Raw genomic sequence first — 16,506 nt, forward strand, 5'->3', positions numbered from 1 at the left:
CAACTTTTTAAACAGTTATCACATGCCGGGCAATCAACCCAATATCGCAACAAAAGCAACAGAGGCCAATACATATGATGCCATTGTAATTGGCTCAGGTATTAGTGGTGGATGGGCTGCTAAAGAGTTAACTGAAAAAGGATTGAAAATCATTATGCTGGAACGTGGCCGCAATTTTGAGCATATTAAAGATTATAAAACTGCGCAATGGGATCCTTGGGATTTTCCGCATCGCGGAAGGACCACCGAAGCACAACGTAACGCCTACCCCGTTATACATCGCGGATGGGCAGCTAATGAAGCAGTGATGGATTATTGGGCCAATGAACAGGATTGCCCCTATACCGAAATAAAACCATTTACCTGGTGGCGTTCTTACCAGTTAGGTGGTCGCTCCATATTGTGGGGCCGCCAAAGCTATCGCTGGAGTGATTTTGATTTTGAAGCCAATGCCAAAGACGGGATTGCGATTGACTGGCCGGTTCGTTACAAAGAAATTGCACCCTGGTACGATTATGTTGAAAAATTTACCGGCATCAGTGGTTCTTTGGAAGGGCTTCAGCAATTACCCGATGGGCAATATTTACCTCCTATACCGCTAAACTGTGTAGAAAAAGAAGTGGCTGCCCGTTTAAAAAAACAATACAACAATCAACGCCATTTATTTATAGGCAGGGTGGCCAATATTACAAAGCCTATTCAAAGCCGCACCAATTGCCAGTTTAGAAATCGTTGTTGGGAAGGATGCCCTTTTGGCGGATACTTTAGTACACAATCATCTACTCTTCCGGCAGCTATGGCAACCGGCAAACTAACGGTACGCCCTTTTAGTATTGTTACCCGGATTATTTACGATAAAAATACCCAAAAAGCCACCGGTGTAGAAGTATTAGATGCCGAAACCAATCAAACCTATACCTATTATGCAAAAATTGTGTTTCTCAATGCATCTGCCTTAAATTCTGCCTGGGTATTAATGAATTCTGCAGCCGATATCTGGCCCGATGGCTTAGGTAGTAGTAGTGGCGAATTAGGGCATAATATCATGGATCATCATTACAACTGCGGCGCATCGGGTGTTATGCCGGGATTTGAAGATGTTTATTATGATGGGGGCAGAAGGCCTACCGGTTTCTATATTCCCCGTTTTGCAAATTTGTTTAATGACAAACGAAACTACCTGCGTGGTTTTGGATACCAGGGTGGTGCCAGCCGCGAAGGCTGGAGCCGGGAAGTGGCTGAATTAAACATCGGTGCCAATTTTAAAGAGGCATTAACACAACCGGGTACCTGGACTATTGGCGCTACTGCTTTTGGTGAAATTTTACCCTATCATGAAAATAAAATAACCTTAGATCCCAACAAAAAAGACAAATGGGGTTTACCTGTTTTAGCAATGGATGCTGAAATTAAAGACAATGAAAAAGCCATGCGAAAAGATATGGTAAACGAAATGGCACAAATGTTAACAGCAGTAGGTGCTACGCAGGTAACTACCTGGGACAATGGCCATGCCATGGGCCACGGTATACATGAAATGGGTACTGCCCGTATGGGTAACGATCCTAAAACTTCAGTATTAAATAAATACAATCAGGTTTGGGATGCCAAAAACGTATTTGTTACCGATGGTTCTTTCATGGTTTCTTCTGCCTGTGTTAATCCATCGCTAACGTATATGGCCTTTACGGCAAGGGCTGTTGATTTTGCTGTAAATGAACTTAAAAAAAACAATATTTAAATTCGGGAATGAATGGTGCTGAATAATGATAAGAACGTACAAGTGAGTGACACAACCGGTGTTGCACAAAGTATTAATAGCCGGTAACAAAAAAATAAAATATGCCACAGGATACATCAAATATTCATTTGAATACAACAGGTAAACAAAACAATACCTACGATGCTATTGTAATTGGCTCTGGTATTAGTGGTGGATGGGCTGCTAAAGAATTAACAGAAAAAGGATTGAAAACACTTTTGTTAGAAAGAGGTAGAGATGTGGTACATATTAAAGATTATCCCACCGCTACATTAAATCCATGGGATTTTACGCACCGGGGTCGCATGCCTTTAAATGTAACCACTGAAAATCCGGTAGTTGCCCGCTGTTATGCATTTGGGGAAGCTTCGCAACATTTTTTTGTAAAAGATACCGAACATCCTTATGTTCAGGAAAAACCATTTGATTGGATTAGAGGGTATCAGGTAGGTGGAAAAAGTTTATTGTGGGCAAGGCAAACCCAACGTTGGAGCCGATTCGATTTTGAAGGTCCGGAGCGGGATGCTTTTGCCGTTCCCTGGCCTTTTACTTATAATGAAATTGCGCCATGGTATTCGCATGTAGAAAAATTTGCCGGTATCAGTGGTAATAAAGATGGGCTGGAAACATTGCCGGATGGAGAGTTTTTGCCACCCTGGGATTTGAACTGTGTGGAGAAAACCATTCAACAGCGCATTATGCAGCAATATAAAAATCGCTATGTAGTGCAAGGCAGGTGTGCGCATTTAACCAAACCCAATCCCATTCATGTGGAACAGGGGCGTACGCAATGCCAGGCCCGTAGTTTGTGTGAACGTGGTTGTCCGTTTGGCGGTTATTTCAGTTCAAATGCTAGTACCATTCCCTGGGCACAAAAAACAGGTAATCTTACATTAATGCCCGAAAGTGTTGTTCACTCTATTATTTATGATGAAAAACTACAGAAAGCCACCGGCGTTAGAGTAATTAATGCTGTTACAAAAGAAGCAACGGAATATTATGCCAAAATTATTTTTGTAAATGCATCTACCATCAATACCAATTTAATTTTATTGAATTCTGTTTCCAATCGTTTTCCAAATGGATTGGGTAACGATAGTGGATTGCTGGGCAAATTTATTGCCTTTCACAATTACAGAGGGCACGTTACAGCTTCGTTTGATGGACCGCAGGATAAATATTATTATGGGCGCAGGCCAACACAAGCCATGATGCCTAATTTTAGAAATGTATACCATCAGGAAACTGATTTTTTAAGAGGCTATATGGTGCACTACAGTGCAGGCCGGGCAAGGGCTTCAGCCGATGGTATCGGCGCTGCATTCAAAGATGCCATTACCGAAGCCGGTAACTGGTATGTAAGCATGATGATGCAGGGTGAAACCATTCCCAAAGAAACCAATCACGTACGTTTAAGTACTACTGAAAAAGATGAATGGGGCATTCCACAATTAATTACTTCGGTTGCCTATGATGACAATGATGAAAAATTATTGAAAGATTTTCTAACTCAGGGTAGTGAAATGTTGGCAGCTGCCGGTTGTACCAATATACAAACACACGACAGCAAACAAGCCCCCGGCTTAGATATTCATGAAATGGGTGGCGTAAGAATGGGTAAAGACCCCAAAACTGCTTTGCTAAATGAATGGAATCAAATGCATCATTGTAAAAATGTATTTGTTACTGATGGGGCTTGTATGGTAAGCACCAGTACGCAAAACCCTTCATTAACTTATATGGCCATTACTGCACGGGCGGCCAATTATGCAGTTGAACAATTGAAAAAAAACAATATATAATTAAACTTTTAAAATACAAGCTATGGATAGAAGAGAACTTTTAAAAATGGTTGCACTGGCTACCGGCAGTGTAATGGTTGGTGGTGAGTTTTTACTCAGCGGCTGCAAAAATGAAAAATCCGGTGTGGTAGCCTTTAAACCGGATGATATTGCTTTCTTAGATGAAGTAGGTGAAACCATTATTCCAACTACTTCTTCTCCCGGAGCAAAAGCAGCCGGAATTGGTAATTTTATGAAAGTGATGGTGACTGACTGCTACACGGAACCCGATCAAAAAGTATTCATGGAAGGCATCAGCCAATTAAATGAATTCTGCAAAAAAGAGAACGGTATCGGCTTTATGCAGGCAACACCGCAGCAAAGAACTGCGTTGTTAGAAAAAATTGATGCTGAAGCAAAAGCCTATCAGAAAGAAAAAAATGAAAAAGAAGCGAAATTAAAAGAGGAAGCAGCAAAGGAAAGAAACAAAACCATTGCTTTGTCGCCCAACCATTATTTTACAATGATGAAGCAGCTTACCCTATTCGGGTATTTTACTTCTAAACCCGGTGCTACCCAAGCTTTGCGCTATGTGGCAGTGCCCGGTCATTATGATGGTTGTATGCCTTATAAAAAAGGCGATAAAGCCTGGGCTACTTAGTAGATGGTGCATTTATCCAACATTGTTTTAATGAAATATTATACCATCAATTACCTTTAAAAAAAACAACATGTCAACCAATCGTAGAAATTTTTTAAAAATGGGCGGCCTTTCTGCGCTGGCATTGGCAGCCCCTGTAAAAAAAATGGCCACTAATATATTAACCGATGTTTCCAACCATACTGAAGGCGATCTTTCTAAATTTGGGTTGCAATTATGGACAGTAAAAGAAGATTTAGCCAAAGATCCTAAACAAACACTCAAAGCTGTGGCATCTTATGGCTATAAGCAATTAGAAAGTTTTGAAGGAAAAATGGGCATATTTTGGGGAATGACAAATAAAGAATTCAAAAAATATTGCGACAGCGTGGGTACAAAAATTATTTCCTCGCATTGCGATATCAATACCAACTTTGAGCAAAAAGCTGCTGAAGCTGCCGAAATTGGTATGGACTATTTAATTTGCCCTTACAAAGGACCACAAAAAGATATTGACAGCTTTAAAAAAATAGCAGAGCAGTTTAATCAATGCGGTGAAATTTGTAAGAAAAACGGAATTAGGTTTGCCTATCATAATCACGATTATTCGTTTAAACCTGTAGATGGACAAGTGCCTCAGGTTGTTATGATGGATGAAACAGATCCACACTTGGTAGATTTTGAAATGGATATTTACTGGGTAGTAGCTGCCGGCGAAAATTCGCAGGAGTGGCTTAAAAAATACAGTCATCGGTTCCGTTTATGCCATGTAAAAGATTTGGCAAAAACTGCAAATGGTGGCCACGAATCCTGCATTCTAGGCAAGGGTACTATTGATTATCCTGCTATTTTAAAAACAGCCAGAGAAAATGGTATGAAATATTATATTGTTGAGCAGGAAGCCTTTACCGGTACCACGCCTTTATTGAGTGCTAAAGCAGATGCTGCTTATATGAAAGCATTTAAATTTGCATAAAATAACAGGTGGTATACTTTAGTAAAAAAGCGGTAAAAGAATGTGAAATTTTACCGCTTTTTTTATGCATTTTTTTAGATGGGTTATTGATATTTATTCCAATTTCTTTCCTGACTTGTCCGATTTAGTGCGGTCTAAGAATTTTTGTGATAATTTCTTGTAGATGATTCGGCACATGAGCTCTCATTCTTATTTCTTTTTTGGTTATTTTATTTATTAATCGGGCATCTGTGATCTTTTTACAATGGGTTAAAAATGCTCTTATGGACAATGTTGCTGTTATTTCAATATGTTTTGATATAGCTAATGCCATAAAGCAAATAAGTATATGTAATTGTATGGGCTCTTCTTTAAAATGGAAAATTGGGCGAGTTTGTAAATCGTTTTTTGAGACCCTAAATGCTTGTTCTACTTTATATAAATCATGATAGCGACTTATTATGGTTGCATTATCGGCAACAGCTTCTTTAATGTCTGTATAATATCCTTTAATCCCCAGTAGCTTTGTGGTTTTTTCAATAAGCTTTTCGTTCAGCATCATATTACTATCGCCTGATTTGAGGTATTTTACCCTCTTCATTTTTGAGGGTTGAGTCAGCATCAATTTTGCTCTCTCTATTTGCCTGTTCATCTCAAATTTATCTTTATTATAGCGCTTTTTAGAGAAGCTACAAATTAGATAGCCATTTTCTGTTTTAAGCCGAATCACGCTCCCATCTATTTTTGGAAGTTTCGCATCTATTGTTTCCAACAAGTGGGCCGACACATTACCTAGCCTTGCACCTACTATATAGTTGATTTTTTCTACTCTCAATGCCTCCACATTTTCGGTACTTATCATGGCTGCATCAGCAACGACCGTAAAGTTTTCTACTTTATGTTTTTTGATAAAAGATTTAATGACAGGAATCAACGTATGACCCTCAAATGTATTACCTGAAAACACCTCATAACTTACAGGAAAGCCTTCGGGTGTAACCATGAGTGCCACCACAATTTGTGGTTGTTGCGACTTGTTGTCTTTAGAAAATCCATTCTTGCGAAGTTCGTCCTCCGTAAATGTTTCGAAATACAGGGTCGTAACATCATAGAACAATAAAGAAAAATCAAATCCATATTGTTTTCTGGCAAAATCAAGCGTTTTTTTCTCTATTCTTTCCTTTAAAACAAGCCATTTATGTGCTGATTCATAAAACTGTTGCCTGCGGTGTTTAATGCCAAAATAAGATTCTATTAACTCAATAGAACGAAGTTTGGAACCAGGCTCAACGATTCGAATCACTACAAAATCATTCAACAAAGCATCCGCTTCTAAAGTATAACCAATTTGGTGCTGCACGGCTCTCAATACATCGTACAAATAAGTAAGGTAAATCCCTATGAATTCACATTGACTAACCAATACTGCCTCCTCGCCAGGTTTGGAATCTTCAAATAGATATAATTGTTTGGTATAATCAGCAATAAATAGCCTGGCCATTTCTTCCAGGGCAAATATTTCTTCGTTAGTAGTTCCTGAACCAATATGTTTGATGATAACCCGTTTACTGTTTTGATAATGATAAACTTGTACAGAACGAGAATTTCCCTTTGTTTTTACAATTCTAATGTGTAGCATTTGACCTGGTTAGTGCGGTCAAAATAGATAAAAAGTATCATAAGTAGTTGATTATCAGAAACTATTTGTTTGGATTATGGAAAGGCGGACAAGTCAGGTGCAAATGGTGGCCACGAATCCTGCATTCTAGGCAAGGGTACTATTGATTATCCTGCTATTTTAAAAACAGCCAGAGAAAATGGTATGAAATATTATATTGTTGAGCAGGAAGCCTTTACCGGTACCACGCCTTTATTGAGTGCTAAAGCAGATGCTGCTTATATGAAAGCATTTAAATTTGCATAAAATAACAGGTGGTATACTTTAGTAAAAAAGCGGTAAAAGAATGTGAAATTTTACCGCTTTTTTTATGCATTTTTTTAGATGGGTTATTGATATTTATTCCAATTTCTTTTCTGCAACTGATTGTTATTGAACACTGTTTTTAGTAACGAGATAATTGTAAAAAACAGCAAGCACTATAATAGCAGCATAGGTCACTATATTAAACCAGGTATGGTGCTCCAATCCAAATGGCAATGACCAATGCTCTAAACCCGATAATAAAACCAAACAAACCCGTGCAATATTGCAGGCAATGATGATAGCCAAACTAAGTTATAGCCCAAATTATTTTAAACTATCAACGGCCATGATGCGTAATAACAAATGCCAGCCAAAAACTGATAACCGCAAAACCAAAATAGGAGTAATTTAAAATAATGCCATATTCACCGCTAATGGTTAACACATCCGGCTGCGGACTGTATATATAATATCCCGAAGCTTCTAAAATTTTTCTGCTACTTTCTAAAACAACAGTTCTATTCAGTTGAATATAATTAATTGAAATAATGATAGGGTGTAGTAAGTCTCCATATCATTTTTGTACCCCAGTAAAATAAACCACCCTAAAAATTGTAGCGCATACTTCCAAACGCCAGGGGAAGCAATGGGTACATGTTCTATATTTTTTTTGCGATGGGTAGCATGTATTCAAAAATAAGCGCAATTCAGAACTATTGTATAAAATATTCGGTAAACTTTTTGTGTGTAGTAATTATCCGCTCATTATTTGGTGGTATGGAATGTTAAAATTTAAAAGTATGTAGTGTTAAAATATATTAATTATTTGTTGTTTAACTTTCTTTTTAGGCCATCTGTTGGTAACTTGTATAGCTACTAAAAATGATTTCTTCACAATAAAAATATAGTTTATGAGTGCACAAAAATTTTTAATTGGCGTTTTATCCGGGTTAGTGGCTGGTGTTGCCATTGGGTTATTAACTGCTCCCGCCAAGGGCAGTGATACCCGTAAAAAAATTGCAGATACTGCAGATGATATGAAACGAAAACTTCGGCATTTACGCGGACAGGCGAATAACGAATTGGATGAATTAAAAGCCGTGCTTGAAAATGAAACCAGCGGTTTGCGTGATGACGTAAGGGAAAGAATTTTAAAATTAGTGGAAGCCAGTAAAAATTCGTATCACAGAATGGCAGAAGATGCTAAAATGAGTTAAACATTCACTGTTTGGATAAATTGCTGAATGGCAATCCCTTACATGAAAAGAGGCTGTTTCAATAATGAAGCAGCCTCTGTCTATTATAAAAGGAATGATTAGAATTCAGGAACAACAGGTTTGGTTTGCATAATGTTGTCAATTTTTTCCATTACCTCATTTGTTAACAAAGGCAATACGTCCAATGCTTTTAAATTGTCTGTTAATTGTTCGGTTTTGGTGGCACCTAAAATAGCTGTGGTTACATGCGGATTTTTAATGGTCCATGCAATACTGAGTGCAGCTACTGAAACGCCTAATTCTGTAGCAAATGCGGTGAGTTGCTTTACTCTTTCTATTTTTTCAGTAACCATTAATCGGTCTTTTAACCATTCAAAACCTTCAATGCTTAAGCGGCTGCCTTCGGGTATGCCATTGTTGTATTTACCGGTTAATAAGCCTGCAGCCAATGGGCTCCAGATAGTAGTACCCAAACCTACATTTTTAAAGATTTCAAGATATTCGTTTTCTAATTTATTTCTTTCAAATAAATTGTACTGAGGTTGCTCCATGGAAGGGCCAATGAGGCGGTAATCACGTGCTATTCGATGGGCTTCCATAATTTCAACCCCACTCCATTCACTGGTACCCCAGTATAAAACTTTGCCCTGGTTAATAAGAGTATTCATGGTTAATACTACCTCTTCAATAGGAGTAGTTTTATCGGGGCGGTGACAGAAATATAAATCGAGATAATCTGTTTGCAGTCGGTGCAATGCTTCATGGCAAGCTTCGGTTAAATGTTTTCTGCTTAAACCGGTTTGGTTGGGTTTGTTGTTTTTACCACGCCATCCAAAAAACGCTTTAGATGATAGGATGTAAGATGTTCTGTCCCATCCTTTATTTTTTAACACCCTGCCCATCATTTTTTCACTTTCGCCCAATGCATAGGCTTCTGCATTGTCAAAGAAATTAATGCCATTGTCGTAAGCTACACCCATTAGCTCATCGGCAATGCCATCATTAATTTGTTTGTGAAAAGTAACCCAACTGCCAAAGCTTAAAACACTTAATTGTAAGCCGGTGCGGCCCATTTTTCTGTATTCCATATATTACGTTTTTATGGTGATTGAATCTTTAATTATAAAGAACTATCCGGTACATTTAAAAAACTGCTTTGCCCGGCATTGCCATAACCTACTTTGTACACTTTTATATTGGTAAGATCCTGATTGGAAGAAAAACCTGTACCGTATAATTTTTGACGAATGGGGTTGGTTTGACTGATAATTACCGGTTTATCAGTATAATAGGTTCCTTTTAACTGATCCCAAAACAATTCATTGGTAAACAAGGTATCGCCTTTAACATTAAAAACAATGACACTATCACGCAACAACACTTTATTTTCATTTTCTAAATAAGAACCAAATCGGGCAAATAAACGACTGTCAATTTTTGCGGTGCTATCATAAAAATCTACATGTAGTGTTCGGGGAAATTCAATTTTTACAGTATCATATTGATAGCGCAGCATGTAGGGGGCCTTTAAAACAGCTTTAATGCGGCCTGCCTGGCTAAACTGGCTTACAATACCCGTACCTTCTTCAACCCCTAATTTTTTTTTTCCTAAATTTTCTACTTCATGAATATCATTTTCGCAGGAAATGGCCAATGAGCTAATGAATAAAATAGTAAACCATTTTTTGATGTAAAACATAGTGCACCTCCCTGCATAAATGAATGGCAAAATTACAATTTGATGCCCATATCTAAGGATTATTTAAACGGTTAATGTAGAATAAACCTTTAAATAACAAATCTTCATCGGTATACACCGGATTTTTTAAATAGCTTTTAAAAAAATTCATATCTCCACCTGTCATGCTCACTTTTAAATTAGAAAATTTTTCGCTGTAGGCATCAATCATACCATCAATTTCTTTTGCCAAACCCATCAGTACGCCACTTAATAAATTAGTTCTGGTATCATACCCAATCAACGGGAAATTACTGTCGGCTTGTACTAACGGTAATTTGGCTGTTTGTTCATGCATGGCTTTAAAGCGCATGTGCATACCAGGTGAAATGGCGCCACCTAAAAACTCATTGAACGGGTTAATATAATTGTACGTAACACAGGTACCCAAGCCTATTGCTAAATTGTGTTGTTGTGGAAATAAATGAACGGCTGCACTGCAAATAGCCAGCCGGTCGGCACCAATGGTAGCAGGTTTGCCTATAGGGGTGGAAATAGGCAATTTACTTTCGTGATTTAATAAATGAAATTTGGTGTAGTGGCTAAGCAAATCGTTAATAGCGGTATTATGTTGAATAACTGAGGATAAAATGCTATGTGAAGGCTGATAAGTATCCAGTAAATGTAGTATCGTTGGTACACTGTCATCGGCTAATGGAACAACAGTTGTTAAAGTATCATTTATAAAAATAGCGCCTTTTAAACGGGTATTGCCAAAATCTAAGCAGAGTATAACCGACATATGTAATGGGTTTAGTGGTTAAAAATTAAATCCTTTCAGTTCTTTAAAATGGCCGTTTAATTTTATTTTTTCTTTTAATAATTCCATGCTCTGTACCAAAGGTAAAATTTGCAATAAATGCCTGCGTAAAAATTCAATGCGTTCCAATTCTTTAAACAGGCAGAGTAAGGTTATTTCCTGCTCATGTGTAAGCCCAACATGATGGGCAACATCATAACTCAGTAGTTCTTCTTCTTTCTTTTTAAAATCTTTGGTTACCTGTAATTGTTTAAATAGTTCACGAATATTGCTGAGTACGGGTTTTAAATAGGTGTACATTGGCGTAATTTGGTTGGTTGGATAGGTAACTATGGCGCCACTATACAATTTGTCGGGTACTTGTTGAATAAATTCCAGAATTTTGAATACAGCAACGCCTTTGGTAACAATGTCCATTTTACCATCTTCATATACCGCTACAATTTCTTTTATTTCAACCAAGGTACCAGAGTCGGTAATTTTGTTATCAGCTACAACAGGTATACCAAATGGTTTATTGTCTGCATAACATTCTGTTATCAGTTGTTTGTAACGCGGTTCAAAAATTTTTAAATGCAGTATTTCATCCGGATAAACAACTATGTTTAAAGGGAAAATGGGAATAAAATTGGTCATTTTGTAAAATTGAGAAAATAATTGATAGACGCACTCATTTGTCAAAAGTAATGGTTAATGATTTTTTTCGGTTCTTTGTAATCAATTTTGAAATTGTGAATACCGGTGTTCATTAAAAGTTGTTTTATTTTATTCATTTCAATTTGCATGTATTTATGAAAATATCGGGGTTTACCATTATTAAAAATGCCATTATCAACGATTATCCCATTGTGGAAGCCATTACCTCTATTTTGCCGGTGGTAAATGAAATGATAGTATTAGTGGGCGATTGTGAGGATGATACGTTGCGTTTAATTGAATCAATACCCGATCCTAAAATCAAAATTCATCATTCTGTTTGGGATAAAACGCTACGTGCCGGCGGAACTGTGTTGGCAGTTGAAACCAATAAAGCATTTCAATTAATAGATCCGGAAAGCACCTGGGCATTTTATATTCAGGCCGATGAATGTGTACATGAAAAATACCATGCCGCTATTTTGGCAGCCTGCAAGGAACATCAATACAATATTAAAGTAGAAGGTTTATTGTTTCAATACCTGCATTTTTATGGAACTTATGATTATGTGGGCGATAGCCGCACCTGGTACGATCATGAAGTACGCATTATACGCAACGATAAAAGAATTACTGCCTACAAAGATGCGCAGGGTTTTAGAATTGGTACCGAGAAATTATGGGTAAAGCCTGCCAATGCTTATGTATATCATTATGGTTGGGTAAAAAGCCCCGAACAAATGATGCGTAAAAATAAAAATATGGCTGCTTATTGGAATCATGCCTCTATTCAGGCTATTGCCAACTCGCCACAACAGGTGTATAATTTTGAGGAGTATGATTCTATTGAAAAATTTACGGGCACACATCCGGCTGTAATGCAACAACGTATTGCTGCTAAAAACTGGCAAATCAATTTAGATATTACTAAAAAACGGTTTTCATTCAAAGATAAATTACTGTATCATTTTGAAAAATTAACCGGTATTCGTCCGTTCGATTTCAGGAATTACCGTTTATTATCCTGATGGTTGAAGGCCATTAGGGCCAGTGGCCACGCATGTAAAAAAACACCAAACTGAAAATTCAAATTGCTTTCTACCAAACAGGATGCTGTAATGGCTAAACTCCAAGCCACTACTCCTAATTGTTGTTGTTGTAATCCCCATACAATGGGGTAAAGTAACCAAATTGTCCAAAGTAATACACCCAACCATCCACTACCCAATAACCAAAACAACCACTGGTTGAAAGGCCATCCAAATTTGAGGGTTTGCCGTGGAAAATATTTTTCGCCATATTGTTGCATGGTGGGTGCAACACCGGCCCATCCAACGTTATAGGATTTATGTTGTATGGCCTCAACAGCTATATAATTTAAATTACGCCGGGCACCATCTGAATAGTTGCTGTTAAAAACAGAAGGCTTAAATTGTTGCCAGTCATATAGGGTATAAGCTATTTTTTTTTGTACTGTAGGAAAAATAAAATAACTGCAACAGGCTATTGCTATGATACCAACGGTTAACCATTTACGGTAAGGTATTATTTTTAAAAATGGAATAAACAGTAGCATAATGGCCAGTATTATCCAAGCGGTTCTTACCGATAAAAAAACAATCAATAAAAATGTAGCCACTACAACAGGTAAGCGGAATTTATTTGAAAAAGGATAATGAAATAAAAGCAAAGCAAAAGTACTGCATAAAAAAATACTATACCGAATATGGTCTTGATCCATCCAAACCGGCATGGATTGTCCGCTGCCGTATTTGATAACTGCCTCCTGAAAATGTGTGGCATACCAACTCAATGGGTAAATACTACTCAAAAATGCAACAACAATCCAAATACGAATTATTTTATTTCCATCAATAGAAGCATATAACAAGTGTACAGCAAAAAAAGCAATGGGATAGGTACATAGGTTTAACAAAAAATCGTAAGTATCTTTTTGAAAAGGAAGTTGCCAGGCTCCTACTACAAACAAGACCAAAGGTATTAGCGACCAATACAATAATGGGTGTTTTTCTTTGGGAAATGGATGTTGTAATCTAAAAGCTATGATAGTAATGAGCCACACTGCCATGCTTATGGAGAGCAATGCCCTGCTGAATAACAAACCCAATAGCATGAGTACAAATAGCCCTGTAAGCAGACAATGTATGGTGCACTGTTGCCATAAAAAATTACGATTTGTTGTTTTTTTAAACATATCAATACAGGTATACAGTAATTTTACGCACATCAACAGGGTTCTATGTGGGAAAATTTACGGAAAGATATTCAAAGCGGTGATATAAAAGCACTGGCACGGGCATTAAGTTTGATTGAAAATGAAACACCCGGCTATTTAAGTTTTATGCAATCGCTGCAATTGCAGCACAATGCCAGAGTAATTGGTATTACAGGGCCACCCGGTGCCGGTAAAAGTACATTAACGGATGCGTTAATTGGGGCATTGGTTGCATTGGAAAGAAAAGTGGCTGTATTGTGTGTTGATCCATCTTCCCCCTTTCATTTGGGGGCATTGCTGGGCGATAGAATACGCATGAACCAATGGTATGCACACCCACAGGTGTATATTCGTTCATTGGCCAGCCGTGGTAATTTAGGCGGATTGCATCCTAAAATTTTAGAGATGACTGATGTTTTAAAAGAGGCACGTTTTGATGATATTATTGTGGAAACAGTAGGTGTAGGCCAAAGTGAAATTGAAATTGCCGGTTTGGCTAATACAACGGTGGTGGTATTGGTACCCGAGGCCGGTGATGAAATACAAACCATGAAAGCGGGACTGATGGAGATTGCCGATATTTTTGTGGTGAATAAAGCCGACAGGCCCGGAGCAGCTTTGTTTGTAAAAAATTTACAACACATGCTAACTCCTGTACAAACCGATAATAGTTGGAAAACACCTGTTATCAGTACCATTGCCACCAACGGTACAGGCATTGCTGAATTGATTACATCTATTAACGCACATAGTTCTATATTACAAACACCGGAAAGAAAATTATGGCTAATGGCCGATAAAGCCTACCGCTTGTTGCAGCAAAAATGTATGAAAGGAATACAACGCCAACAATTAAAAGCACATTTGTCTAACTTTGTGCATCATCCCGGTTTTAATTTGTATCAATGGGTGGAGGAGATTTTATAGACATTTTAAATTAAAAATTTTGAAAATACCTAAAACTATTTTGATAAGCAGAACGGATAATATTGGAGACGTAGTTTTAACTCTTCCAATGGCCGGTATTATAAAAAAATACTTTCCTGATATACTTATTGGATTTTTAGGTAGGGCTTATACAAAAGATATTATTGAAAGTTGTGTGTTTGTAGACGAGTTTATCGATTTTAATGATTTTTTAAATAAAAGTGTAAGTATCTGTGGAAAACGAATTGAAGCAATCATTCATGTGTTACCCGATCCCGTAATAGCCAAAAGAGCATTCTTTCTTGCAATTCCACAGCGAATTGGGACTACGAATAGAATTTATCATTGGCTATATTGCAATAAATTAATCAGGTTAAGTAGGAAAAACTCTGATTTACATGAAGCGCAATTAAATCTCAAACTCTTAAGTTGTTTATCCATTCATCAACAATTTTCATTCCCGGAAATATATTCCTCTTATGGATTCTGTGCTTCACCAGCTTTGCCTGAAAGTTTACATGCGCAAATTAGTAAAGATAAGTTTAATGTAATTTTTCATCCAAAATCAAAGGGAAACGGAAAGGAATGGCCATTGGAGCATTATATAGCATTAGCAAAATTATTGGATAAAGACAAGTTTAATGTTTTTATTACAGGAACCAAACAGGAGGAACCAAAGCTTGAAATATTATTTAGCCAAATTGGTGATTTGGTCATCAATTTGTGTGGTAAATTAAGTTTGAAAGTGTTTGTATCGTTTATTGCCAACTGTGATGGATTAGTAGCAAGCGGAACCGGGCCTATACATGTAGCTGCTGCTCTGCGTATTCATGCTTTAGGAATTTTCCCTTCTATCAAACCCATACATCCCGGCAGATGGCAGCCTATTGGCCAGAATGCTTATACTTTTTGTAATCAAACTGAATGTAATTTATGTAAGAAACAAATTTCTTGCGAATGCATGCAGAACATTGAACCCAATGCTATTGCAAAAAAATTAGAAGAACTGTATTTGCTAAAATTTCCGGTTAAATAATGTTTATTCCATTATGGCCAATATGTTTTCTGAAACACCCTTTTGTGGCATATCTTTTTCAGATTGAATTGGAATTGGTTTTATTGTAAAGTCATTTTCAAAACTTTGTAAATTGTAAAGAACGTAATTAAATTGCTTTAAAAATTGAAATATGTTATTTCTAACTTCTGTTTCTAAATCATAAAATATTTCCATTATGATAGTTGGCCGATATTTTTCTATCAAATCAGAAATTGTTTGCAATACATAAAAGTCAAATCCTTCAATATCAATTTTTATGAATTTTAATTTCGAAACTTCTTGCGCATAGTTTGCTTCCAAAAATTGTTTCAGTTGAACCCCTTTGATTGGATGATTTAATTTGAATTTTCCGTGATGATTATCTGATAATTCTTTTATAAGCCCACCATTACTCATTGATGCTTCTGAAGAAGCATAATAAAAAAGTTCTTCGTTTTCAGTTATGGCCAGATTATATGGTATAATGTTTGAATTTTCTAAATTGATATTACTATTTTCTTTTAAAATTTTAAAAACTATTGGATTAGCTTCAAAAGCTAAAACTTTTCCTGATTTACCTGCAGCGATACCCATTGCAACAGTTAAATCTCCAATATTTGCACCAATATCTATTGCCAAACAGCTTTCTGGTATATAACGTTTAAAAAAATGGATTTCTTCATTAGTAACTACCTTTCTGCGCATTAATGGGTTTAGCCAATTTGCAAAAGCAATATCGCCAAAATCTTTGGTTTCAAAATGGTCTATTTTCGTACCATATTCCTGAAATACTCTTCTGGCTTTTTTTCTGGCAAACGACTGTTTAAGATATTGAAACATTTTTTTTGATTTTTAAATATAATTTTTAATTTTACTGAAAAAAATCCAAATTAC

General features: G+C 36.8%; 16 protein-coding genes. 9 read left to right on the forward strand and 7 right to left on the reverse strand.

Features of this window, described 5'->3' with window-relative positions; genetic code table 11:
• Nucleotides 1-22 precede the first annotated feature (22 nt).
• From AC3QLY_RS08505 to AC3QLY_RS08520, 4 genes are all read left to right on the forward strand, one after another.
• Nucleotides 23-1,741 carry a GMC oxidoreductase gene (locus AC3QLY_RS08505; protein ID WP_218331522.1) on the forward strand — a complete coding sequence of 573 codons (1,719 nt, stop codon included), beginning with the start codon at nt 23-25 and terminating at the stop codon, nt 1,739-1,741.
• 101 nt (nt 1,742-1,842) lie between these two features.
• A complete protein-coding gene (locus AC3QLY_RS08510) occupies nt 1,843-3,564 on the forward strand; it encodes a GMC oxidoreductase (protein WP_492989662.1) in 1,722 nt (573 codons plus the stop codon).
• Nucleotides 3,565-3,586: 22 nt separating this feature from the next.
• Complete coding sequence (locus tag AC3QLY_RS08515) at nt 3,587-4,204, forward strand: gluconate 2-dehydrogenase subunit 3 family protein (protein ID WP_075051622.1); 618 nt, start codon at nt 3,587-3,589, stop codon at nt 4,202-4,204.
• A gap of 70 nt (nt 4,205-4,274) precedes the next feature.
• Nucleotides 4,275-5,159, forward strand: coding sequence for a sugar phosphate isomerase/epimerase family protein (locus AC3QLY_RS08520; RefSeq protein WP_075051623.1), 885 nt, complete (start codon nt 4,275-4,277; stop codon nt 5,157-5,159).
• Between the two features lie 124 nt (nt 5,160-5,283).
• Here the strand turns inward: AC3QLY_RS08520 and AC3QLY_RS08525 are convergent, their stop codons facing one another.
• Complete coding sequence (locus AC3QLY_RS08525; protein WP_074419367.1) at nt 5,284-6,777, reverse strand: IS1634 family transposase; 1,494 nt, start codon at nt 6,775-6,777, stop codon at nt 5,284-5,286.
• A 69-nt stretch (nt 6,778-6,846) separates the two neighbouring features.
• On the opposite strand from AC3QLY_RS08525, the gene AC3QLY_RS08530 reads away from it, so the two are divergent.
• Nucleotides 6,847-7,062 carry a hypothetical protein gene (locus AC3QLY_RS08530; protein ID WP_492989663.1) on the forward strand — a complete coding sequence of 72 codons (216 nt, stop codon included), beginning with the start codon at nt 6,847-6,849 and terminating at the stop codon, nt 7,060-7,062.
• Nucleotides 7,063-7,973: 911 nt separating this feature from the next.
• Nucleotides 7,974-8,279, forward strand: a complete 306-nt coding sequence (locus AC3QLY_RS08535; RefSeq protein WP_074419310.1) for a YtxH domain-containing protein — start codon at nt 7,974-7,976, stop codon at nt 8,277-8,279.
• 98 nt (nt 8,280-8,377) lie between these two features.
• On the opposite strand, the gene AC3QLY_RS08540 is transcribed toward AC3QLY_RS08535, so the two are convergent.
• The 4 genes from AC3QLY_RS08540 to AC3QLY_RS08555 are packed head-to-tail and all read right to left on the reverse strand — an operon-like array spanning nt 8,378 to nt 11,413.
• Nucleotides 8,378-9,367, reverse strand: a complete 990-nt coding sequence (locus tag AC3QLY_RS08540; protein ID WP_074419311.1) for a potassium channel beta subunit family protein — start codon at nt 9,365-9,367, stop codon at nt 8,378-8,380.
• Nucleotides 9,368-9,399: 32 nt separating this feature from the next.
• Complete coding sequence (gene lptC / locus AC3QLY_RS08545) at nt 9,400-9,978, reverse strand: LPS export ABC transporter periplasmic protein LptC (protein ID WP_074419312.1); 579 nt, start codon at nt 9,976-9,978, stop codon at nt 9,400-9,402.
• Nucleotides 9,979-10,030: 52 nt separating this feature from the next.
• Nucleotides 10,031-10,759, reverse strand: a complete 729-nt coding sequence (locus tag AC3QLY_RS08550) for a type III pantothenate kinase (protein ID WP_074419313.1) — start codon at nt 10,757-10,759, stop codon at nt 10,031-10,033.
• Between the two features lie 18 nt (nt 10,760-10,777).
• Nucleotides 10,778-11,413, reverse strand: a complete 636-nt coding sequence (locus AC3QLY_RS08555) for an LON peptidase substrate-binding domain-containing protein (RefSeq protein ID WP_074419314.1) — start codon at nt 11,411-11,413, stop codon at nt 10,778-10,780.
• A gap of 155 nt (nt 11,414-11,568) precedes the next feature.
• Between AC3QLY_RS08555 and AC3QLY_RS08560 the strand changes: the two genes are divergently transcribed.
• Complete coding sequence (locus AC3QLY_RS08560) at nt 11,569-12,441, forward strand: glycosyltransferase family protein (protein WP_492989664.1); 873 nt, start codon at nt 11,569-11,571, stop codon at nt 12,439-12,441.
• Here AC3QLY_RS08560 and AC3QLY_RS08565 read toward each other — a convergent pair.
• Entirely contained in the window at nt 12,423-13,628 is a 1,206-nt protein-coding gene (locus AC3QLY_RS08565; RefSeq protein ID WP_143439116.1) for an O-antigen ligase family protein, read from the reverse strand. The genes AC3QLY_RS08560 and AC3QLY_RS08565 overlap by 19 nt on opposite strands.
• 45 nt (nt 13,629-13,673) lie before the next feature.
• Here AC3QLY_RS08565 and meaB point away from each other — a divergent pair, with 45 nt between their 5' ends.
• Nucleotides 13,674-14,576: a methylmalonyl Co-A mutase-associated GTPase MeaB gene (gene meaB, locus AC3QLY_RS08570; RefSeq protein ID WP_074417668.1), complete on the forward strand. Its 903-nt coding sequence runs from the start codon at nt 13,674-13,676 to the stop codon at nt 14,574-14,576.
• Nucleotides 14,577-14,595: 19 nt separating this feature from the next.
• On the forward strand, nt 14,596-15,612 hold the full coding sequence (locus AC3QLY_RS08575; RefSeq protein ID WP_074417667.1) for a glycosyltransferase family 9 protein: 1,017 nt from the start codon (nt 14,596-14,598) through the stop codon (nt 15,610-15,612).
• A 3-nt stretch (nt 15,613-15,615) separates the two neighbouring features.
• Here the strand turns inward: AC3QLY_RS08575 and AC3QLY_RS08580 are convergent, their stop codons facing one another.
• Entirely contained in the window at nt 15,616-16,452 is an 837-nt protein-coding gene (locus AC3QLY_RS08580) for an FkbM family methyltransferase (protein WP_074417666.1), read from the reverse strand.
• Between the last annotated feature and the right edge of the window lie 54 nt (nt 16,453-16,506).

It is taken from the genome of Hydrotalea sp. GW822-HT8A01 (genome assembly GCF_058798575.1).

Excerpts from the sequence above, each read along its gene's own strand:
- AC3QLY_RS08565 (WP_143439116.1), bottom strand. The coding sequence starts at position 13,628 with ATGTTTAAAAAAACAACAAATCGTAATTTTTTATGGCAACAGTGCACC.
- AC3QLY_RS08560 (WP_492989664.1), top strand. The coding sequence starts at position 11,569 with ATGAAAATATCGGGGTTTACCATTATTAAAAATGCCATTATCAACGAT.
- lptC (WP_074419312.1), bottom strand. The coding sequence starts at position 9,978 with ATGTTTTACATCAAAAAATGGTTTACTATTTTATTCATTAGCTCATTG.
- AC3QLY_RS08550 (WP_074419313.1), bottom strand. The coding sequence starts at position 10,759 with ATGTCGGTTATACTCTGCTTAGATTTTGGCAATACCCGTTTAAAAGGC.
- meaB (WP_074417668.1), top strand. The coding sequence starts at position 13,674 with ATGTGGGAAAATTTACGGAAAGATATTCAAAGCGGTGATATAAAAGCA.
- AC3QLY_RS08580 (WP_074417666.1), bottom strand. The coding sequence starts at position 16,452 with ATGTTTCAATATCTTAAACAGTCGTTTGCCAGAAAAAAAGCCAGAAGA.
- AC3QLY_RS08535 (WP_074419310.1), top strand. The coding sequence starts at position 7,974 with ATGAGTGCACAAAAATTTTTAATTGGCGTTTTATCCGGGTTAGTGGCT.
- AC3QLY_RS08505 (WP_218331522.1), top strand. The coding sequence starts at position 23 with ATGCCGGGCAATCAACCCAATATCGCAACAAAAGCAACAGAGGCCAAT.
- AC3QLY_RS08515 (WP_075051622.1), top strand. The coding sequence starts at position 3,587 with ATGGATAGAAGAGAACTTTTAAAAATGGTTGCACTGGCTACCGGCAGT.
- AC3QLY_RS08520 (WP_075051623.1), top strand. The coding sequence starts at position 4,275 with ATGTCAACCAATCGTAGAAATTTTTTAAAAATGGGCGGCCTTTCTGCG.
- AC3QLY_RS08540 (WP_074419311.1), bottom strand. The coding sequence starts at position 9,367 with ATGGAATACAGAAAAATGGGCCGCACCGGCTTACAATTAAGTGTTTTA.
- AC3QLY_RS08555 (WP_074419314.1), bottom strand. The coding sequence starts at position 11,413 with ATGACCAATTTTATTCCCATTTTCCCTTTAAACATAGTTGTTTATCCG.
- AC3QLY_RS08510 (WP_492989662.1), top strand. The coding sequence starts at position 1,843 with ATGCCACAGGATACATCAAATATTCATTTGAATACAACAGGTAAACAA.
- AC3QLY_RS08525 (WP_074419367.1), bottom strand. The coding sequence starts at position 6,777 with ATGCTACACATTAGAATTGTAAAAACAAAGGGAAATTCTCGTTCTGTA.